Origin of the sequence: Dorea sp. AM58-8 (assembly GCF_003464045.1) — a bacterium.
Taxonomy (GTDB): domain Bacteria; phylum Bacillota; class Clostridia; order Lachnospirales; family Lachnospiraceae; genus Claveliimonas; species Claveliimonas ammoniilytica.
Genome location: NZ_QSDM01000001.1, coordinates 1 through 18,639 on the forward strand (window position 1 = coordinate 1; position 18,639 = coordinate 18,639).

An 18,639-nucleotide genomic window follows, 5' to 3' on the forward strand; every position below is an offset into this window, starting at 1 on the left:
GGAATGGATATGTCCTGTCTGTGGAACAAATCATGACAGGGATATTAATGCAGCAAAGAATATACTGGAAGAAGGATTAAGACAAATAGCATAAAAATAACAATATAGGGCAGGGACTGCCCGAATTAACGCCTGTGGAGATAGTAGGTTACGAGGTCTGCGAAGCAGGAAGCCCATTGGCTTTAGACAATGGGTAGTTCACTTGGCGAATGCGGAATATTATCAGGTGCCGGAGTCGGTAGACTGTGCTTACTTTTTTAATCCGTTTTCAGTAGAGATACTTCAGAAAGTCATTGCACGGATCCTGGAGTCATATTATGCATGTCCAAGATCCATGCAGTTGTTTTTCTATTATCCATCAGATGAGTATATTGCATATCTGATGACAGTAGACGAGTTGTCATTTGTAGATGAAATCGATTGTCGTGATCTTTTCCCAGGGGATGATCCGAGGGAGCGGATCGTGGTATTTGAAATTTTATAAAAAATTATATTTGATTATTTAGGTTGCTACGCTCCATCGCGACGCCGTTCTCTATGATATCGACTCCAAGGCGTCTAGTGGTTACCGGAACAGCCGTGTTTATTTTCACCACAGTGATGCTCACCGCAGGAATGGTCATGGCTGTGGTGAGAACATTGAACATTAGGATTATAGTTCAGTTCGTCAGCAAGGTATGCAGTGACTGCTTCGTCGGCAGAGCCTGATACGCCGCCATATAATTTGATCCCTGCCTCAGCGAGTGCAGCCTGCGCACCGCCACCGATGCCTCCGCAGATCAAGATATCAACCTGAGCCTGTGACAGAAATCCGGATAATGCACCATGTCCCTGACCGTTGGTAGATACAACCTGTGTTCCTGTAATCTGTCCATTTTCAATATCGTACAATTTGAAGGTTTCAGTGTGTCCGAAATGTTGGAAAATCATACCATTTTCATAAGTTGCTGCAATTCTCATAGCTCCATTCTCCTTTTTCTCAATGATTGATGTTGCGACGGAATCGTACGCTGATGTGCATCGAGTAAAGCAATGTGAAGAAGTATCACCCTGGCACAGGCGATAATGTCCGCCGGATATCAGCAGAGTTTTTCCGTGAATCAGACTGTCTGCAATTTTGTATCGGGCAGATTCATAGATTTCTGTAACGGTTGTACGAGAGATTTCCATTTGTTTTGCACATTTTTCATGTGTAAAACGTTCCAGGTCAATCAAGCGTATAGCTTCAAACTCATCCAGTGTCAGGCAGATTGTACCATCGGAAGGGAATCCTTCGGGTCTAAAACTATCGTATACAGGTTCCGAACATATTTTTCTACATTTGCTTGGTCTTGCCATATCAGTCCTCCAAAATATTTCCGTCATATGTCGAAAATAGTATAACTTATATATGATAGAAATACAAGTCACTATGAAAAAATGAGTGACTATATATTTTATTATCAGTATTCAAATTGTTGGTGTCCAGTGATATAATCCTAATGTTGCAAAAAAAGAGATCTAAAATGAAATGAGGTATTTATGATGGAATCTATAAAGAAAAAACTGCCGGGCATATTAACCTGCTTTATCATAGCAGTACCGTCCTGGCTTCTCGGTAAGACATTTCCAATCATCGGCGGTCCTGTGATTGCGATTCTCGCTGGCATGCTGATTACGATGGTATGGAAAAATAAGGGAAATGCAGAGACTGGTATTAAATGGACGTCTAAAATTATTCTCCAGACAGCGGTTGTGCTGCTTGGATTTGGAATGAATCTGGGAGTCATTCTCCAGACTGGTAAACAGTCACTGCCGATTATTGTGTGTACGATCAGTACGTCGCTGATTATTGCGTGGATTCTTCGCAAGGTCATTCATGTGCCGTCCAATACATCAATTCTGGTAGGCGTGGGATCGTCTATCTGTGGCGGATCTGCAATTGCGGCAACAGCACCGGTCATTGATGCGGATGATAATGAAGTAGCGCAGGCAATCTCCGTTATCTTCTTCTTTAATGTACTTGCAGCGATATTTTTCCCAATATTAGGAAAAGTCATCGGCTTCGATACCACCTCGGGAGGAGCATTTGGAATCTTTGCCGGAACAGCGATCAATGATACATCTTCCGTAACAGCGGCTGCATCGACATGGGACAGTATGTGGAATCTCGGAAGTGAGACACTGAATAAAGCAGTAACCGTAAAGCTTACCCGTACCCTTGCAATTATTCCGATTACTTTAGGATTATCCGCGATCAGGGCAAAGCAGGCAGCAAAAGATAATCAGAAGACAAACGGATTTAGCCTAAAAAGAGCATTTCCAATGTTTATCTTATACTTTGTGATTGCAGCAATCATCACAACTATATGTATCCATATGGGTGTGAGTGCGGATGTATTCGCACCACTGAAAGAGCTGTCCAAGTTCCTGATCATTATGGCAATGGCAGCAATCGGGCTTAACAGTAATGTGATTGAGCTGATTAAGACTGGTGGTAAGCCGATCATTCTTGGAGCATCCTGCTGGGCAGGTATTACCGTTGTAAGTCTGATCATGCAGCATGTGATGGGAATCTGGTAAGCTATGTTTGCTTGAAATATAAGACAGAAAAGAAGGAATAAGAATGGATATTATTAAGAAATTTGGAGATAAGGTAGGGAGCGAAGCCCTGACAGATCCGGAGAAGGCACGCAGACTTCTCCTGACAGGATATCGTCTGCAGGAAAAAAGATTACGCTTCTTTCCGGATAAAGGGTTACCATCGTCTGGTCAGTACGTAGCAAGAGTTGTAATGCGTAATATTATCCAGGCGCTTGCAAAGCCTGAAAATGCAGCGATGGTAAGCATTTTTGTGCCGGGAGAACTATTGACGGCAGCAGGACTGACGCCGTATTCGGTAGAGGCGTTGTCATGCTTCATAGCTGGAACCAGATGTGAGCAGGCATTCTTGCGAAGAACAGAGGAAGAAGGCTTCCCGGAGACCATGTGCTCTTATCACAGAGTCTTTTTGGGAGCCGCCCTGACCGGTCTTGTGCCGACACCAAAGTGCACTATTTATACCAACCTTGCCTGCGATGGCAATATGATGACATTTCCTTATCTGAAACAGAAGAACGAATTACCTGGATTTTATATAGATGTGCCTTATGAAAAAAATCAGGCTTCTGTGAAATACGTAGCAGATCAGCTGCGGGATATGAAGAAATTTCTGGAAAATGTAACCGGAAAAAAGATCTCCGAGGAGGCGGTGCAGCAGGCAGTTGCTAACAGTAAAAAGGCAGCTGCAAATTATCAGAGACAGCTGGTGCTGCGCAAAGATCATGATCCTGTGACATCCCTGACAAATGAATTGTATGCTATCTTTATGTGCCACTTGTTATCTGGCTCAGAGGCCTCTGTGAAATACACGGAAATGTTACTTGAGGATGTGAAGAAAGCACCAAAAGGCGAGGGACTTCATGTGCTCTGGATGCATATTATGCCGTTTCTTCAGCAGCCGGTGAAGGATGTATTTAATTATAGTAAAAAGATGCACATCAGCGCCTGTGATTTTGTGGCAGACGGATTTCGGGAGATGCATGCGGAGGATCCGTATGAAGCCATGGCAGAAAAGATGGTTTATTGCATTTACAATGGTGATGTGAGTCAGCGGATTCAGATGGCGGAACGACTTGCCAAAGAGACAGAAGCTGACGGCGGAATCCTGTTTGCACACTGGGGATGCAAAGGAACCATCGGTGCATCCAGTCTGATTAAAAACTCTTTGGAGTCAGCCGGACTTCCGACTATGATCCTGGATGGAGATGGATGTAACCCTGCTAATACCAGTGATGGTCAGGTATCTACGAGACTTCAGGCCTTTGTGGAAATGTTAGAAGAAGGTAAGGAGGAGAAAAAGCATGATACATTACGTCTGTAAATATACTCCGATCGAACTTTTTAAGGGATTCGGAGAAGAATGTGCAGTTCTGGAAGAAATGCCGGAGAATTTTGAAATGTCAGACCAGATCGCACATGCGAATCTGTGTGGATTTGGTAAATCTGTGATACAGGCGGTATTGGAAGGAAAAGCAGATCAGTTAGTGCTGGTCAATTGCTGCGATTCCATGCGCAGGGTATATGATATTGTAGCAAGTACCGGTAAATGCAAATTCTTATACATGCTGGATCTTCCGCATGAAGATAACGAATGCGAAAAGGTCAAATTCGCCGGAGCGATTCACCGTTTAAAGGATGCATATGAAGCATATTCCGGACAGCAGTTTGATAAAGAGCTCTTTCTCCGATCATTTGCGGAATCAGAGAAAGAGAGAGAACCATATATCGGTGTATTGGGTGTGCGTGTCAGTGGTGTGCTGGAAGACATGATACAGGACAACATCCAGATGAAGGTTGACAACCTGACCTGTACAGGCGGTCGTAGACTGGCCGTGCTGCCGGAAGAGATGGAGACCATGGACGAAGATGCCATGTTTCTTGCATATGCGGATGCACTTCTGGCACAGATGCCATGTTTCCGAATGAATAACAGCACCAGAAGAAATCAGCTGTATCTGGATCCGGATCTGAAAGGAATCATTTACCATACGATTAAATTCTGTGATTATTATGGATTTGAATATGCAAGTATCAAGAAAAATATCAAGGTTCCGCTTCTTAAGATAGAAACTGATTTCACGAGTCAGAGCGCAGGACAGCTACTGACCAGAATTCAGGCATTTTCAGAAACAATTGAAGGATCGGAAGATATGGATCCGGGAACAGGCATCAGCGAGGAGGCAAGAAAGAAGATGAAATCAGGAGTTTATTATGTAGCGGGAATCGACAGCGGTTCCACAAGTACCGATGTGGTGATTCTTGATCAGAATGGTAAGATTAAATCAACGATGATCATTCCGACCGGTGGCGGGGCAATGATGAGTGCAGAGAAGAGTCTTGCAGCGGCAGTAGAAAAAGCCGGAATACAGGAAGAAGATATCGTGCGGATCGTAACGACCGGATACGGACGCGCTTATATTGACAGTGGAGATGACAGCATTACGGAGATCACTTGCCACGCAAAGGGTGCGCATTATCTGAATCCGAATGTGCGGACGATCATTGACATCGGCGGTCAGGACATCAAAGCAATCAGTATTGACGAGCATGGTGCGGTAACGAATTTCCTGATGAATGACAAATGTGCGGCAGGAACAGGGCGCTTTCTGGAAATGATGGCAAGAACGCTGGGACTTTCATTAGAAGAAATGAGCACCAAAGGACTGGAATGGAAAGAAAATATTGTAATTTCCAGCATGTGCACTGTATTTGCAGAGTCAGAAGTGGTATCATTAGTAGCACAGAATAAAAATGTGGCAGATATTATCCATGGGTTAAATGTATCCGTTGCGTCCAAGGTAGGTGCACTTGCAGCCCGTCTTGGAAAGAAGAATCCGGGAGAATATATGATGACCGGCGGTGTGGCGAAGAACCAGGGCATTATCAATGCGCTGGAGGAAAAACTCGAAGCAAAACTTTATATCTGCGATGAAGCACAGCTCTGCGGTGCACTGGGAGCAGCATTATTTGCCTATGAGAAATGTACCGCCGGAGAATAGACTTTTGGAGTAAATTATGCTAAATATAATAGAAATCAAAGATTTTAACGCGCCGGAGCTCGATGTGTACGCAAGACTTACGGAAGCACAGCTTCTGAATAAAGATCATCCGGAAGATGGCATGTTCATTGCGGAAAGCCCGAAGGTAATCGGCAGGGCACTGGATGCAGGTTATACACCTGTGTCAGTGCTGGTGGAACAGAGACAGCTGGAAGAAAATGACGAAACCAGACAGGTCCTCAGAAGATATGAGAACACGGATATTCCAATCTATACAGCAGATTTTGATGTGCTTGAGAAGCTCACGGGATTCAAACTGACCCGCGGAATGCTCTGCGTAATGCGTCGCAGACCACTTCAGAATTACCTGGAACTGTGTGCGGGCAAGAGCAGAATTGCCATTCTGGAAAATGTCATGAATCCGACCAATGTGGGAGCCATTTTCCGGTCAGCGGCAGCCCTTCATATGGAAGCAGTTTTGTTGACACCAGGGTGCAGTGATCCACTTTATCGGAGAGCGTCCAGAGTTAGTATGGGAACGGTATTTCAGGTTCCGTGGACGTCCATTCAGGATGAGAATGAGATCCGATGTCAGCGGGAAATACTCTGGCCTAAGCAGGCAATCACTGAATTGAAACAGATGGGATATAAGACAGCGGCACTTGCACTGACGGATGATTCGGTCAGCATTGATGATTCGAACCTGATGCAGGAAGAGAAACTTGCGGTGATCCTTGGCACAGAAGGTGACGGCTTGATGCAGGAGACGATGGAGCTCTGTGATTATACGGTTAAGATTCCGATGGCACAAGGCGTGGATTCTTTGAATGTGGCAGCAGCCAGTGCAGTGGCATTCTGGCAGCTGGGAAAGAGGTAACATACCTGGATAGGTGATAGAGGTGAGTAGTTCATGGAGATAAAAAACCGCCAGAAAAGAAAAGAGAGAAAAAAACGAGTTGCAATTCTGATGCTGGTGATTGTGGCTTCCGTTATCAGTCTGGCTTTGTGGCAAAATCAACAGAACAAGGCACAGGAAGCGGCAAAGAAAGTGGAAGAAGCGAAGGACAAGTCTAAGAAAGATAAGTCCGATAAAAAAGATACATTTGACCGGGAGAAGCTGGCAGCAGCCGGCTGTCCGGAGACTTTGCTGGATCTTGCAGAGCGCAATCCGGAGACCATCGATTTTGTCAAAGGCTATCTTGATTATGACAGCGCTTCTGTTAACAGAGACATTTCCGCAGAGGTTCAGCAGGGCACGATTCCGCTGTTCCTGCAATGGGATAAGCGTTGGGGATACGAACAGTATGGCGATAATTTTATGGCAGTCACAGGCTGTGGCCCTACCTGCCTGTCTATGGTTTACAGTGGCCTGACAGGAAAGACAGATATGAATCCCTATGAGGTCGCAAAAAGAGCGGATGCAGAAGGCTATTATGTGAATGGAGAAGGCTCGTTGTGGACGATCATGGAGACATTTGCCGGCGAACTGGGACTTCACTCAGAATCCATCATGCTGGATGAAAATACGATAAAAGCGGAACTTGCAGCAGGTAAGCCAATCATTTGTGTCGTCGGGCCTGGGACATTTACCGATAATGGACATTTTATGGTGCTGACAGGTGTATCGCAGGACGGTAAGATACTGTTACATGATCCTAACAGCAAAGCAAACAGTAATAAAGAATGGGATTATGCAGAACTGGCATCACAGATACAGGCATTGTGGGCATATAGCGTGGGTTGATCCATGTGCCGGAAAATAATAGAGAGAATCGAACATGAAGGAAAATAGAACATGACATATTATGACAGAGAAGACCAGTTTCTGCGTCAGCGTCTGCAGAAAGAGATCCCGATCCTTACCGCGTTGATCAAAAATCTATATGGAGAATTGGATAAAAAGTTCCATCTGAACGGAGCGAAAGTGCCGGTGACATTTGGATTTGATACGGACAGTCTGGGCTCCTATACCAGACGGAGTGCCCATGAAAAGGAACATTTTCATTTTTCACTTCTTTTCATTGCATATGGAGTCAAGAATCCACTGCCCAAAGAAGACCGTATAGATCTGTTCAAACACGAGTATGCACACTATATGCAGTACAATATGCAGATACCCGAACAGTATAAATGGCAGACGGGAACGCACGGAAGCGCATGGAAATATTGCTGTTCGCTTGTAGGTGCTGCGCCGACGCCTTATTACAAAGCCGGGGAAGCACTGATGAACCACGATTATGATAAAGTATTGAAGAACCGGATCCACGACAAATCCGTGCCGATCCGTGATACGTATCGGCGTCTGCAGACTGCACAGAAGCAGAAGGATGAGGTTGTTCAGTATAAGCTTGGGGATACCGTTACACATCCAAAATTCGGTAACGGTGTGGTAGAAAAGATCAACCAGAGATCCGGCGGTGTACATCTGCATATCCGGTTTGACGGCGAAGTGAAATGTATCGACCAGAAATGGCTGTCGAGAAAGAAATATACGTAAATATACAGACGGTATCCTGCAGATAGAAAATAGGAAATGCATGCGGAAATATATTAGAAATTCTGGTATAATTGATTCAGATAATAATGAGAGGTTAAAGAAAGGAACTACGAAAATGCTTAAAAATCCTGAACAGACAAAAAATGAAATTGTAGAATGGATAAGAGATTATTTCAAGAAAAACGGTCCAGACTGTGATGCCGTTGTTGGTGTGTCCGGCGGAAAAGACTCCAGCGTGGTTGCAGCGCTTCTGGCAGAGGCACTTGGAAAAGACCGTGTAGTCGGCGTTATGATGCCAAATGGAGTACAGAGTGACATCAGTGATTCACAGGAGATTGTATCTCTATTAGGTATAAAAAATGTAACTGTTAATATCAAGGACGGCGCAGATGGATTATCAGGTGCAGTAAACAAAGCACTTGCAGAAAGCGACACTGTTCATACGAATGAACTTTCTCGGGATTCCATGATCAATATGCCGCCACGTCTCAGGATGAGCACACTCTACGCAATTGCTCAGGCACTTCCAAATGGTGGGCGTGTGGTAAATACCTGTAACCGTTCCGAAGATTATATTGGATATTCTACCAAATACGGCGATGCTGCCGGGGACTTCAGCCCCCTTGCAAATTTGCTTGTACACGAAGTTATCCAGATCGGTGAAGTACTTGGAATCCCAGAGAGACTGACCAAGAAAGCACCGTCTGACGGACTCAGCGGAATGACCGATGAGGATAAGATCGGATTTACATACGCCACACTGGATCATTATGTACTGACCGGCGAGTGCGAAGACGAAGAGATAAAGAAGAAGATTGACCGGATGCATGCGATTAACCTGCATAAACTGCAATTAATGCCGACATTTAAGCTGGAAGAGCATGAGTAGGGGAATAGAAGAATAACGAATTGCATTAAATATAAACAAATATGAAAAAGAATGTACATATTAGAAATAAATCAAAGGAGTTTCATCCTTTAAGTAAAAAATCTATAGAATTAAATGTATTGAGGGTTTACCTAATGCTCAAACGCATCCTAAGATTTGGCAAGCGGATTATATGGTATATGAAAGATATTATCCCTATTATAATGTGTGGTATTATTTTTGAACTAATTGTTATTCCAATAGGTTTGTTTCTGAATAAATATAAATCATGGATAGATGGAATTTGGGATTTGAGAACTTTTTTACTCACATCTGTTTAATTGCAATTGTATTAAAGATTTATAGTTCGGAAAGTGAAAGGCACAAATCTTTGACAAAACAGTATGAGGTATATGAATCATTTAAATATGCATCCCAACGGTTTGTATGCTCATTATGCAGAATTGTCGAGATTGAAATTAATCATGATTTTTTTGGGACAGATACAGGATTTGATGATTTTTATGAAACGATTAAAGAAAAATTGGAATGTTGTTTTCCGGAAATTCAAAATGAAATTATTGAAGATGATTACTTGTTATATTCTACCAAGAAAATTCCAAGAGAAGTTGTAATTAAAATATATTTTAAACAATATTTACGTGAACTGGATAATGTAAATAGTCTACTTTATGCAGAAAACTTTATTGGTCCAATGGAACATGCTGTAGAGCAAATCAATTATATTTATAATGAATTGCAAGCCGAAGAATGTGTTGTAGAAGAACAGGCAAGTAATTATACTGACATACAATTGTTAAAGTTTGTGGATGTTATTTCGAGATGTATTTATCCTGCTGTTAAAGATTTAAGGCATCCTTGGCGTTGGGATTTCAAAATAAGAGAAAAAATGTGTCAAATAATAAATAATTAAAAATGAAAAATAATAATGCAATCAGAGTGGCTGTTCAGATTATTGGATAGCTACTTTTCGTATAATGAGATCGCTTACGAATTATTTGGGAATGTATAGTTTAATAAAAGTTGAAAACTTGATATTTAGCATTTCCAAAATTATAAATAAGATGATATTATCGTAAATTCAAGCATTAAAATACTTTTTATCCTACGATAATTGCGATGATTGCAAGAAAATCATATAATCTTGCAAAAAAAGATGTTGAATTATACAAGAAAAGTGGTAGAATGTAATAAGAAAGGACGTGGTATAATGACGAAAAGTGCAAGAATACAAGAAAATATCACAAGATTTCTTGCAGATGGATATCCTCATACTGTTCAAGAAATAAAAGCATTTTTACAGCAGGTAGGGGTTTCTGATTATTCAGAGGGGCAATTTTCAGGTTCAATAAATACAATGCTTAGAAACAAATCTATCGAAAAAGTGGATAGAGGAATTTATAAAATTAATCAAAATTGTGGAGGTGAAGGTTTTATGAAAACATGTTTTGTGGTATCTCCTATTGGAGATGAGGGAAGTGAAATAAGAGATAGTGCAGATAAGTTATTTAAATATATTATTAGCCCAGTTTGTGAAAAATGCGGATTTGAACCTGTACGAGTAGATCAAATTAACGATTCTGATTCGATTACACAAACAATTATTGATAAATTGTTATCGTCAGAACTTGTTATAGCTGATATTTCTGGACATAATCCGAATGTCTTTTACGAAATGGGGTATAGAAAATGTACAGATAAACCTATTATTCACCTTAAAAAGAAAGGTGAAAGTATACCATTTGATGTGAATACGGTAAGGACTTTTGAATATGATTTAACTGATTTGGATAATGTTGCAGCAACTAAAAACCGTTTAGAGCAAGCAATAGCAGCATTTTCTTTCAGTGAGCAAGATGATAGTTTAGAACAAGGTGAGGAAGCAAGTAAAACACTATTTGCACAAGGTATTATTCCTATGTTATATCAAATTCTAGATTCTATTAATGAATTGAAAGAAGAAGTAAATAAAAAGGATACAGAAACTATACAAACAATCATGCAAACAAGTTTAAATAGTGCAAAAAAAGAGGAATCTACGGATGCTGTTATGATTAAAATGCTGTTACCTGAATTAATTAAGAATCCAGAGTCATTTCAAAATTTAATGCAAATTGCTGAAATAGCTAATAAATCTAAAAAGTAAGTGAGTATTAAAACGTTTGCTAGTCTAAACTGTAAAAGAAATTGGTGGTGGGATTTATTCTCAGCACCATTTTTAAAATCAGTATTTCGAGTCTTTTTAAGAATATGAGAAGTTTGAGGTTAACTGTATTTCAGCTTTTTACGAGAAAAGTCATATCTACAAAGGCAATTCTGATTTTTGTGTTCATTTATATTATGTGTAGTGGCAACCAAGTGCGATATATGGAAAAAGATATGATATACTATATATAAAAGTACAAAAGAGAAAATCTTAATTATGATAAGGGTTGAGTTAGATGAAAATATTTGTAGATGCTGATGCGTGTCCCGTAGTTCATATTGTGGAAAAACTCGCTAAGAAATATGAGATACCTTGCAAATTACTCTGTGATACGAATCATGTATTGCGTTCAGACTACAGTGATGTGATTGTTGTGGGAGCTGGAGCGGATGCGGTGGATTTTAAATTGATTTCGCTGTTACATCGTGGAGATATCTGCGTGTCTCAAGACTATGGAGTTGCAGCTATGGCACTTGGAAAAGGATGTTATGCGATTCATCAGAGTGGGAAATGGTACACAAACGAGAATATTGATCAAATGCTGATGGAGCGTCATTTGGCGAAAAAGGCGAGACGAAGTAGTAGAAAGAATCATCTGAAAGGTCCAGCGAAGAGAACGGAAATGGATGATCAGAGGTTTGAAGAATCGTTTGAGAAGATGATTCGGAAGGCACTGGCAGAAGATAAAACGGTATAATTATTCAGTTATATAAAACGGAGTGAAACATATGAGTAAAATTAACGAAATGAGAGTAGGATTTGAAACGGCATATATAGACGGATCGGTTGTTTCAAGTAGTACATATCGACCACAGTTTGTATCCAATAATCATAAAGAAGGAAAGAAAGTACTCTCATCTATAGAGGATGAGCTTTTGTCATGTGATGGATTTCAGATTAGTGTGGCATTTATTACAATGAGTGGTATCACTCCGCTTCTGCAGACATTGAATGAGGCGGAACTGGAACAGGATCCAGAAGCTGCAAAAACAGAGGATCTTGAAGCACTCTTTCCGGAAAAACAGCAAAAAAACGAAAATCAAGAGCTACAGATGCGGAACGTTTTAAGGGAGTTCCTGTTGAAAAAAGTATCTGGAACTTTCTGAGGAAGAGAAATTCTGCCCTGTCTGTGGTACCCCACTGAAAGAAATCGGGGAAGAGTTTGTCCGCCGGGAACTGGTCTTTGTACCGGCAAAACTGAAAGTATATGGATACTACAGCAAGAACTATGAGTGTCCGCAGTGCAGGCTTCAGGATATTCCGGTCATCAAAAAAGGAAAAGATGGCAGAGCCCATATGCTTTATGGAATGGCTTCTGCAGGAACGGTTGCCTGGGTAATGTACCAGAAGTCAAATGACTGCTAACGTAATTGGAGGTTTGTTGGGAGGAATTTTTTCGGAACAAAGTCCTGTTTCAAATAGGTTAAATGAAGTGATTTCTAATGCACTAGAGGAGGTAGAGAAAAAAGAGGAAAAGTAGGTTATTTGGAAATGCTAAATTATTTTCAGTGATTATAAACAGTGAAGAGATATATTTAAGTCAATAGATAGTTTTTGAAAGAAAAGGTGAGTATGAAAATGGAGAATAAGCCAAGAGTTTTTGTAATTATGCCATTTAATGATAGTTTTTTGGCATTATATGACAAATTAAAAAAAGATTTTGAAGGAGAATTTGTATTTACAAATGCAGGTGATTTAGATAATCAACAGAATGTATTACAGGATATAGTGGAAGGTATTTATCAAGCAGATGTTGTCATTGCTGATCTTACGGGATTGAATCCTAATGTGTTTTATGAATTAGGTTTAGCTCATGCTATGAATAAAAAGGTGATTATTATTACGCAAGATCTTGGTGAGTTGCCATTTGATATAAAATCGTATCGTGCGAATGAATATAGTCTACAGTTTAATAAAATACAAAAATTGGTTGATGAGATCAGAAAATTGCTATATGGAGCAATAAATAATAATATCACATATGGAAATCCTGTTTCCGATTACATTCCTGATTTCTATAAAAATGATATATTACTCGTTTCAAGCAATAGCATAGAAGAAATGACTTGTCTGGACAATGATAGTAAAGAAAATGTGATTAATAACAAAAATGACAGTTTGGATGATAATGGATTTTTTGATTATATTGCGGAAATTGAAGATAATTCAACAAAAATAACGGAGGAAATTAGCTCCATGTGTGATGAGTTAAATGATATGAACATATCTATCAATGCGTCAACAAAAGAAATTGAACGTTCAAATTCTCAAGGTAATAATGTGGATGCAAATTTTGTGAGAAATATTTGTAGAAAATTGTCTATTCCTATAGATAAGTTTGCGGGAAATTTAAAAGGTCATGTAACTAATGTATCTAAATATTGGGATATAGTTGAAAACAATTATCTTTCATTATTAGATACTCAGTATGCACAAAATCAGGAGAATATTGATGATTTAAAAGATTCTATGATTAGTTTAAAAGGAATGCAAGATGCAATTTATAGATCTAAGGCGAGTATTGAGGGGTTGATAGATAAATCACAAGTATGTTTAGGAATGGAGAGAAGATTAAATAAAGCAATTACAACGCTAATCTCTGAATTAAATGAATATTTACAAATGACGGATACAATGTGTTCGTCGGTTGATAGAATACTTAGTAAAGGAGAAATTGTTATAGATACTTTGACGTTTCAAACAAAATAAGATGAAATACTTTTGGATATTTTAAATGGGATGTATATTTAGAAAAGGAGCACAACAAATGAACGACACATTAAAAATCTTAGAATCTAGAAGAAGTTGTAGAAATTTCGACAGCGATAAAATGGTATCCGAAGAGGACATTCAGGCGATTATCGAAGCCGGAACCTATGCTGCGTCTGGCATGGGAAGACAGAGTTCTATTATTATTGCGGTAACGAATAAGGAATTAAGAGATCAGTTATCTGCAGAGAATGCGAAGATTATGGGAGCGGATACAGATCCGTTTTATGGAGCACCAGTGATTCTGGTTGTTCTTGCGAATAAGGATATTCCGACTTATAAGTATGACGGCTCACTCGTGATGGGGAATCTTATGAATGCAGCGACGAGTCTCGGACTTGGCAGCATTTGGGTTCACAGAGCGAAGGAAGAGTTTGAGTCAGAATTTGGTAAGAAGATTCTTGCTGATCTTGGCATTGAAGGCAATTATGAAGGCATCGGACATTGTGCTATTGGATACGCAGCTGCACCAGCCAATGCGCCTGCGCCAAGAAAAGATAATTACGTTTATTATGTAAGGTAGAAAATACGGATGTTAGGAAATACAAAAGGAAAGCAGTTATATAATTACACACCTGATTATGTGTTGTTTGATCTGGAGACTACAGGCATTTCGCGTAATACGGATGAGGTGATTGAGATTTCGGCGGTGAAGGTCAGAAATGGCAGGGTAGTAGATGAATTCAGCCATCTGGTTAATCCGGGTAAATCGATTCCGTATGCGGCAAGTATGGTGAATAATATTACGAATCAGATGGTGAGAAATGCACCTCATTTTGACCGTGTGTTGGAATATTTCGTGAATTTCATAGAGAATGATACTCTGGTCGGACACAATATTTGCAGTTTTGATATGCCGTTTATATATCGAGATTGTGAACGTTATCTGGGAAAGACCATTTCCAATGATTACATAGATACGCTCCGACTTGCCAGGAAAGTCTTTCCGGATTGGAAGCATCGAAGATTATCCGATCTTGCGGAGTATTATGGGATTTCTACGGAAGGTGCACACAGAGCGCTTGCCGATTGCAGGATGAATCAGAAAATATTTGAATATTTGGGAAAAGAGCTTGCAGGTAAGCAGTTGAAGGTGCAAAATAATACCAGGATTTGTCCGAAATGTCATTTGCCTATGCAGAGGCGAAATGGCAGGTTTGGTGAATTCTGGGGATGTACAGGATTCCCGAAGTGCAGACATACAGAAAACATATAGAATACATCAAAAATAGGAGGGCGAGCTATGTTTCCAATTATTGACAGAAAAAGAACCGGAATCAGATTGCGAAGAATTATGGACGAGCGTGGATTATCTGTAAAAGATGTCCAGCAGTATCTGGAACTCGGAAGTGTTCAGAGTGTCTATCATTGGCTGAATGGACTTAGCATGCCGACGATTGATAATCTGTATGCACTCAGTGAATTGTTTCAGATGCCGATAGATGATTTGGTGTGTGGGAACAGGGACAATGTTTTTGCGTATAAGTCTGATTCACAATGTGAACGTATTAGTGCTTATTACGAAAGACTTAATAAAGCAGCATAAATTTGTCGGAGAGAGTACGGCAAATGCTTTTATACTACAAGTTCAATGACAAGTGAGACATTCTCCCTTACAATGATTTCTATGAAGCAGGTAGAGATGATTGTGAGGGAGGATTTTTTATGAGCGAGAAGATGTTAGTAACACAGGCTTTAGATGAGAGAGATCTGTTAGTGAAGAAGATCAATGATAAGATTGCGAAGGCCAGCTTTGTAGATACGATTAAGCCGAATGAGGATAAGGTATATGCAAAGAGAATTGATAAAGCAGAGTATGCAAAGGAAGCAGAAGCTGCATACCAGCAGATCAACGATCTGATCAGGCGCTTTCAATTGATCGACGCTGCTATTGTGGAGTCCAATGCGAAGACAGAAGTTAATACTTCCTATGGAACATTCACGGTTGCAGGAGCTATTTCACTCAGAAGCAGACTTCGTGGAATGGATGCTTATGATGGAGAGGCGGACTTTGAAGGAAGACTGAAGAACAAATTGAATAATGAATATTCTGAACGGGTTCAATTTTGTGATATGAAGAACGGACAGCTTCAGTCCACAGCCGAGAGTATGCGTCTGAGCATTTTAGGGCGCGATGCGAAAGCAAAGGATGACAAGCCGTTAGGCGTGGTTGATGCATATATGAAGGAGAATACGACTGAACTTGTGGATCCTTTGGATGTAAAGAAGAAGGTCGACATGTTGGAAGAGAAGCGGAATATTCTGCTCACAGAACTGGATACGCAGATCAAAGTGTCCAATGCAACCACATTTATCGAGATAGCATAATCATATTGCCTGCATTACGAAAATTCCGAACTTAGTTTCCCTGTAACAGGGTTAAGTTACGTGAAGAATATGCAAATTCTATTAGGATGGATAGTATAAGAGCTGTTAATTGTTTTGGATTTTGTTTAAACTTTGAATTGTGAATCGTTAATGATTTTGTTCTTGAATGGTTATGTGTGAATGGACAACTTTTCTTCAGGTATAAAGATATGCTGAAATCCATGAAACAGGTTAAGGTGTTAAACTAATTGACCGGGGATCAGCCTCATGGCTGTAATGCAGGCAATAAGATGAATAAAGGCCGTGGCGGAAGCTGCGGCTTTTGCTATAATAGGATAAGGCATTATGATGAATGCAAGGAGGTATTGTGTATGAATTGTTGTATACAGACAGTACAGGGAGATATTACAAAAGTTGATGATGTGGAAGCAATCGTGAATGCAGCGAATAACAGTTTGCTTGGCGGTGGCGGCGTGGATGGTGCGATTCATCGGGCAGCTGGTCCGGATCTTCTGGCAGAATGTCGTACCTTACATGGTTGTGATACAGGGGAAGCCAAGATTACCAAGCATATAAACTGCCTTGTAAATATGTAATCCATACAGTTGGACCGATCTGGTATGGAGGTAATGATGGTGAGCCGGAGCTGTTAGCAAATGCGTATCGCAATTCGCTGCAATGTGCGGTAGATCATGGAATTAAGACAATCGCATTTCCTGCTATTTCAACAGGTGTTTACGGTTATCCGATAGATAAGGCAGCAGTTGTTGCGGTCGATACAGTGAAGGAATTTATCAGAGAGCATCCTGGCAAGATAGAACTTGTGAGGTTTGTGTTGTTTAGCGCAGATGTACTGGCGGAATATGAAAAAGTGATAGGGGAAAGAACTATTTTATAAATGTAACTTAAAAAGTGTTACAATTATAAATGGTACTAGAAATATTCGAAGCGGAGTATAAGATAGTTGGATAATAGTATATTTTTAAAAGGGAAAAACAAAGGAATTAATAAGGAGTTAAGGGGTAATGTGGCATTTTGCTATATTCTTGTGGATGAACAGGCAGGGCGGTGGAGTGCTGCGGATGAAAATGCGGTGGTCAATACGATTCGCCAGACCTCATCCTGGCTGATGCAGGAAGTGGGCAAGAAAAATGTGACATTGAATATCCGGAATTTTGTATTTCGCAGTAAGAGCGATGTGCATGTAGATCTTGGTATGTCGAATGCCTGGGTGAAACAGGTGATGCAGAATACGAAGTATGCATCAATCACAGAATTGCGTAATCACTTTAAAAATGAAAAACGATTTGATGATGTAGCTGTGATTTTTCTATTCCGATATGAGGAGAGGTCTTTTGCCTCGAGGCAGGTTGCGCTGGGAGAGGGCGAAGAATATGCCACAGTCTTTTATGGAGAAAAATGCAATACATTTATCCATGAGATCTGTCATTTATATGGTGCCTGTGATTTGTATTATACGGATTTTGTAAAGGAAAAAGTCAGACGATACCTGGGCGGAAGTATTATGTGTTCCAATGTGCTGTATGTGGATGATGTGACAGCTTACGTGATTGGCTGGCAGAAAGAATTGACAGATATGGCGAAAGCATTTCTTCAGGAAACAATGCATATCACGGAAGCAGAATGGTATGCAGCTCTGGTGTGTTACAGTATGCTTCCGGTGATAAATATCAGGGAGAATTTCGGCATGGCAAGCCGGAAGGTCAGGGTGTGCTGAACTATACGAATGGAGATCATTATGAAGGCGCTTTTATGAATGGTACATTTGAAGGGAAAGGCGTGTACTATTTTCATACGGGTGGAAAAAAGAAAGGCATTTGGAAAAATGGTAAATATTTGCGGAGATTTTAGATAGTCTCCGCATTCTTTGTATTTCGAATCCGCTCCATGGTATCGAGTTGTTCGGCTTTTTCGAAAATCTCGGTTTTCCAGGCAGCGAATTCTTCCTGAAAAAGTTCTTCGGATATAGAGTCTTTTCTGGAGAGAAGTTCTGCCCAGCCGCTGATGAATTCAGTGATGAAATTGCCATAGGCAGTAAGAGAATTATTGTCATTGAAGGATATCTGAGCCGTGGTCATATCCATTTCATAATAGCCACCCCAGACATTGCATTCGAGTTCTTCAACATTTGTATTCATAGAGAAGGGTTCTTTTTCATACAGACCCAAAAGCATATCGGCGATATTTTTTCTGTTTATTTCAATGTTACTCATATAGATACTCCTTTTGTGTGAAATTATTGCATTTATTATACCATAGGTCTGATGGATTTGCATGTGAAGAGAGAAGATGCTATAGTTACCTAAAACGAAATTTTAAAGGGCTGAAAAGCCTGTGATTTTAACAAAAA

21 protein-coding genes and 3 pseudogenes are annotated in these 18,639 nt (G+C 40.3%); 22 read left to right on the plus strand and 2 right to left on the minus strand.

Annotated elements, in window-relative coordinates; genetic code table 11:
• Together DXA18_RS00005 and DXA18_RS00010 are read left to right on the plus strand one after the other, a co-directional pair.
• Nucleotides 1–94: zinc ribbon domain-containing protein (locus tag DXA18_RS00005; RefSeq protein ID WP_147345552.1), on the plus strand; the 94-nt coding region annotated here is incomplete at its 5' end.
• Nucleotides 95–202: 108 nt separating this feature from the next.
• The gene (locus DXA18_RS00010; RefSeq protein ID WP_330424320.1) at nucleotides 203–484 is read left to right on the plus strand and encodes a hypothetical protein; all 282 of its coding nucleotides are present in this window, start codon (nucleotides 203–205) and stop codon (nucleotides 482–484) included.
• A gap of 74 nt (nucleotides 485–558) precedes the next feature.
• Here DXA18_RS00010 and DXA18_RS00015 read toward each other — a convergent pair whose 3' ends face one another.
• Complete coding sequence (locus tag DXA18_RS00015; RefSeq protein ID WP_118382151.1) at nucleotides 559–1,338, minus strand: DUF134 domain-containing protein; 780 nt, start codon at nucleotides 1,336–1,338, stop codon at nucleotides 559–561.
• Nucleotides 1,339–1,524: 186 nt separating this feature from the next.
• Between DXA18_RS00015 and DXA18_RS00020 the strand changes: the two genes are divergently transcribed.
• The 20 genes and pseudogenes from DXA18_RS00020 to DXA18_RS17565 all read left to right on the plus strand — a co-directional run bounded on the left by DXA18_RS00020 (nucleotide 1,525) and on the right by DXA18_RS17565 (nucleotide 18,140).
• On the plus strand, nucleotides 1,525–2,562 hold the full coding sequence (locus tag DXA18_RS00020; RefSeq protein ID WP_118382152.1) for a YeiH family protein: 1,038 nt from the start codon (nucleotides 1,525–1,527) through the stop codon (nucleotides 2,560–2,562).
• Nucleotides 2,563–2,605: 43 nt separating this feature from the next.
• The gene (locus tag DXA18_RS00025; protein WP_118382153.1) at nucleotides 2,606–3,901 is read left to right on the plus strand and encodes a 2-hydroxyacyl-CoA dehydratase subunit D; all 1,296 of its coding nucleotides are present in this window, start codon (nucleotides 2,606–2,608) and stop codon (nucleotides 3,899–3,901) included.
• A complete protein-coding gene (locus tag DXA18_RS00030; protein WP_118382154.1) occupies nucleotides 3,882–5,579 on the plus strand; it encodes an acyl-CoA dehydratase activase in 1,698 nt (565 codons plus the stop codon). The genes DXA18_RS00025 and DXA18_RS00030 overlap by 20 nt, the downstream gene beginning before the upstream one ends.
• A gap of 16 nt (nucleotides 5,580–5,595) precedes the next feature.
• Nucleotides 5,596–6,456, plus strand: a complete 861-nt coding sequence (locus DXA18_RS00035) for a TrmH family RNA methyltransferase (RefSeq protein WP_118382155.1) — start codon at nucleotides 5,596–5,598, stop codon at nucleotides 6,454–6,456.
• 33 nt (nucleotides 6,457–6,489) lie between these two features.
• A complete protein-coding gene (locus DXA18_RS00040; protein WP_118382156.1) occupies nucleotides 6,490–7,323 on the plus strand; it encodes a C39 family peptidase in 834 nt (277 codons plus the stop codon).
• Between the two features lie 51 nt (nucleotides 7,324–7,374).
• A complete protein-coding gene (locus DXA18_RS00045; RefSeq protein ID WP_118382157.1) occupies nucleotides 7,375–8,076 on the plus strand; it encodes a hypothetical protein in 702 nt (233 codons plus the stop codon).
• Between the two features lie 115 nt (nucleotides 8,077–8,191).
• A complete protein-coding gene (gene nadE, locus DXA18_RS00050; RefSeq protein WP_118382371.1) occupies nucleotides 8,192–8,965 on the plus strand; it encodes an NAD(+) synthase in 774 nt (257 codons plus the stop codon).
• Between the two features lie 283 nt (nucleotides 8,966–9,248).
• Nucleotides 9,249–9,878 carry a hypothetical protein gene (locus DXA18_RS00060; protein ID WP_118382159.1) on the plus strand — a complete coding sequence of 210 codons (630 nt, stop codon included), beginning with the start codon at nucleotides 9,249–9,251 and terminating at the stop codon, nucleotides 9,876–9,878.
• Between the two features lie 297 nt (nucleotides 9,879–10,175).
• On the plus strand, nucleotides 10,176–11,111 hold the full coding sequence (locus DXA18_RS00065; protein ID WP_118382160.1) for a nucleoside 2-deoxyribosyltransferase: 936 nt from the start codon (nucleotides 10,176–10,178) through the stop codon (nucleotides 11,109–11,111).
• A 295-nt stretch (nucleotides 11,112–11,406) separates the two neighbouring features.
• Nucleotides 11,407–11,868 carry a YaiI/YqxD family protein gene (locus DXA18_RS00070; protein ID WP_118382161.1) on the plus strand — a complete coding sequence of 154 codons (462 nt, stop codon included), beginning with the start codon at nucleotides 11,407–11,409 and terminating at the stop codon, nucleotides 11,866–11,868.
• A gap of 49 nt (nucleotides 11,869–11,917) precedes the next feature.
• Nucleotides 11,918–12,133, plus strand: a pseudogene (locus DXA18_RS17560) (HKD family nuclease); the annotation flags it as partial.
• A pseudogene (locus DXA18_RS17215) lies at nucleotides 12,110–12,521 on the plus strand (IS66 family transposase zinc-finger binding domain-containing protein); the annotation flags it as partial. The pseudogenes DXA18_RS17560 and DXA18_RS17215, both read left to right, overlap by 24 nt.
• A 228-nt stretch (nucleotides 12,522–12,749) precedes the next feature.
• Nucleotides 12,750–13,880, plus strand: coding sequence for a nucleoside 2-deoxyribosyltransferase (locus DXA18_RS00085; RefSeq protein WP_118382162.1), 1,131 nt, complete (start codon nucleotides 12,750–12,752; stop codon nucleotides 13,878–13,880).
• Between the two features lie 58 nt (nucleotides 13,881–13,938).
• Nucleotides 13,939–14,463, plus strand: a complete 525-nt coding sequence (locus DXA18_RS00090; RefSeq protein WP_118382163.1) for a nitroreductase — start codon at nucleotides 13,939–13,941, stop codon at nucleotides 14,461–14,463.
• Nucleotides 14,464–14,472: 9 nt separating this feature from the next.
• Nucleotides 14,473–15,156, plus strand: coding sequence for a 3'-5' exonuclease (locus DXA18_RS00095; RefSeq protein WP_118382164.1), 684 nt, complete (start codon nucleotides 14,473–14,475; stop codon nucleotides 15,154–15,156).
• Between the two features lie 27 nt (nucleotides 15,157–15,183).
• On the plus strand, nucleotides 15,184–15,486 hold the full coding sequence (locus DXA18_RS00100) for a helix-turn-helix domain-containing protein (RefSeq protein WP_118382165.1): 303 nt from the start codon (nucleotides 15,184–15,186) through the stop codon (nucleotides 15,484–15,486).
• 119 nt (nucleotides 15,487–15,605) lie between these two features.
• Complete coding sequence (locus tag DXA18_RS00105) at nucleotides 15,606–16,268, plus strand: hypothetical protein (RefSeq protein ID WP_118382166.1); 663 nt, start codon at nucleotides 15,606–15,608, stop codon at nucleotides 16,266–16,268.
• Between the two features lie 371 nt (nucleotides 16,269–16,639).
• A pseudogene (locus tag DXA18_RS00110) lies at nucleotides 16,640–17,166 on the plus strand (O-acetyl-ADP-ribose deacetylase).
• A gap of 66 nt (nucleotides 17,167–17,232) precedes the next feature.
• On the plus strand, nucleotides 17,233–18,006 hold the full coding sequence (locus DXA18_RS00115; protein WP_147345553.1) for a hypothetical protein: 774 nt from the start codon (nucleotides 17,233–17,235) through the stop codon (nucleotides 18,004–18,006).
• A complete protein-coding gene (locus DXA18_RS17565; RefSeq protein ID WP_118382372.1) occupies nucleotides 17,913–18,140 on the plus strand; it encodes a hypothetical protein in 228 nt (75 codons plus the stop codon). The genes DXA18_RS00115 and DXA18_RS17565 overlap by 94 nt, the downstream gene beginning before the upstream one ends.
• Here DXA18_RS17565 and DXA18_RS00125 read toward each other — a convergent pair.
• Nucleotides 18,137–18,502: a hypothetical protein gene (locus DXA18_RS00125; protein ID WP_118382168.1), complete on the minus strand. Its 366-nt coding sequence runs from the start codon at nucleotides 18,500–18,502 to the stop codon at nucleotides 18,137–18,139. The genes DXA18_RS17565 and DXA18_RS00125 overlap by 4 nt on opposite strands.
• Nucleotides 18,503–18,639: the final 137 nt, after the last annotated feature.

Bases quoted from the DNA above. Each gene is read 5' to 3' on its own strand.
- DXA18_RS00015 (WP_118382151.1), bottom strand. From the start codon at position 1,338: ATGGCAAGACCAAGCAAATGTAGAAAAATATGTTCGGAACCTGTATAC.
- DXA18_RS00020 (WP_118382152.1), top strand. From the start codon at position 1,525: ATGGAATCTATAAAGAAAAAACTGCCGGGCATATTAACCTGCTTTATC.
- DXA18_RS00025 (WP_118382153.1), top strand. From the start codon at position 2,606: ATGGATATTATTAAGAAATTTGGAGATAAGGTAGGGAGCGAAGCCCTG.
- DXA18_RS00030 (WP_118382154.1), top strand. From the start codon at position 3,882: ATGATACATTACGTCTGTAAATATACTCCGATCGAACTTTTTAAGGGA.
- DXA18_RS00035 (WP_118382155.1), top strand. From the start codon at position 5,596: ATGCTAAATATAATAGAAATCAAAGATTTTAACGCGCCGGAGCTCGAT.
- DXA18_RS00040 (WP_118382156.1), top strand. From the start codon at position 6,490: ATGGAGATAAAAAACCGCCAGAAAAGAAAAGAGAGAAAAAAACGAGTT.
- DXA18_RS00045 (WP_118382157.1), top strand. From the start codon at position 7,375: ATGACATATTATGACAGAGAAGACCAGTTTCTGCGTCAGCGTCTGCAG.
- nadE (WP_118382371.1), top strand. From the start codon at position 8,192: ATGCTTAAAAATCCTGAACAGACAAAAAATGAAATTGTAGAATGGATA.
- DXA18_RS00065 (WP_118382160.1), top strand. From the start codon at position 10,176: ATGACGAAAAGTGCAAGAATACAAGAAAATATCACAAGATTTCTTGCA.
- DXA18_RS00070 (WP_118382161.1), top strand. From the start codon at position 11,407: ATGAAAATATTTGTAGATGCTGATGCGTGTCCCGTAGTTCATATTGTG.
- DXA18_RS00085 (WP_118382162.1), top strand. From the start codon at position 12,750: ATGGAGAATAAGCCAAGAGTTTTTGTAATTATGCCATTTAATGATAGT.
- DXA18_RS00090 (WP_118382163.1), top strand. From the start codon at position 13,939: ATGAACGACACATTAAAAATCTTAGAATCTAGAAGAAGTTGTAGAAAT.
- DXA18_RS00095 (WP_118382164.1), top strand. From the start codon at position 14,473: ATGTTAGGAAATACAAAAGGAAAGCAGTTATATAATTACACACCTGAT.
- DXA18_RS00100 (WP_118382165.1), top strand. From the start codon at position 15,184: ATGTTTCCAATTATTGACAGAAAAAGAACCGGAATCAGATTGCGAAGA.
- DXA18_RS00105 (WP_118382166.1), top strand. From the start codon at position 15,606: ATGAGCGAGAAGATGTTAGTAACACAGGCTTTAGATGAGAGAGATCTG.
- DXA18_RS17565 (WP_118382372.1), top strand. From the start codon at position 17,913: ATGGTATGCAGCTCTGGTGTGTTACAGTATGCTTCCGGTGATAAATAT.
- DXA18_RS00125 (WP_118382168.1), bottom strand. From the start codon at position 18,502: ATGAGTAACATTGAAATAAACAGAAAAAATATCGCCGATATGCTTTTG.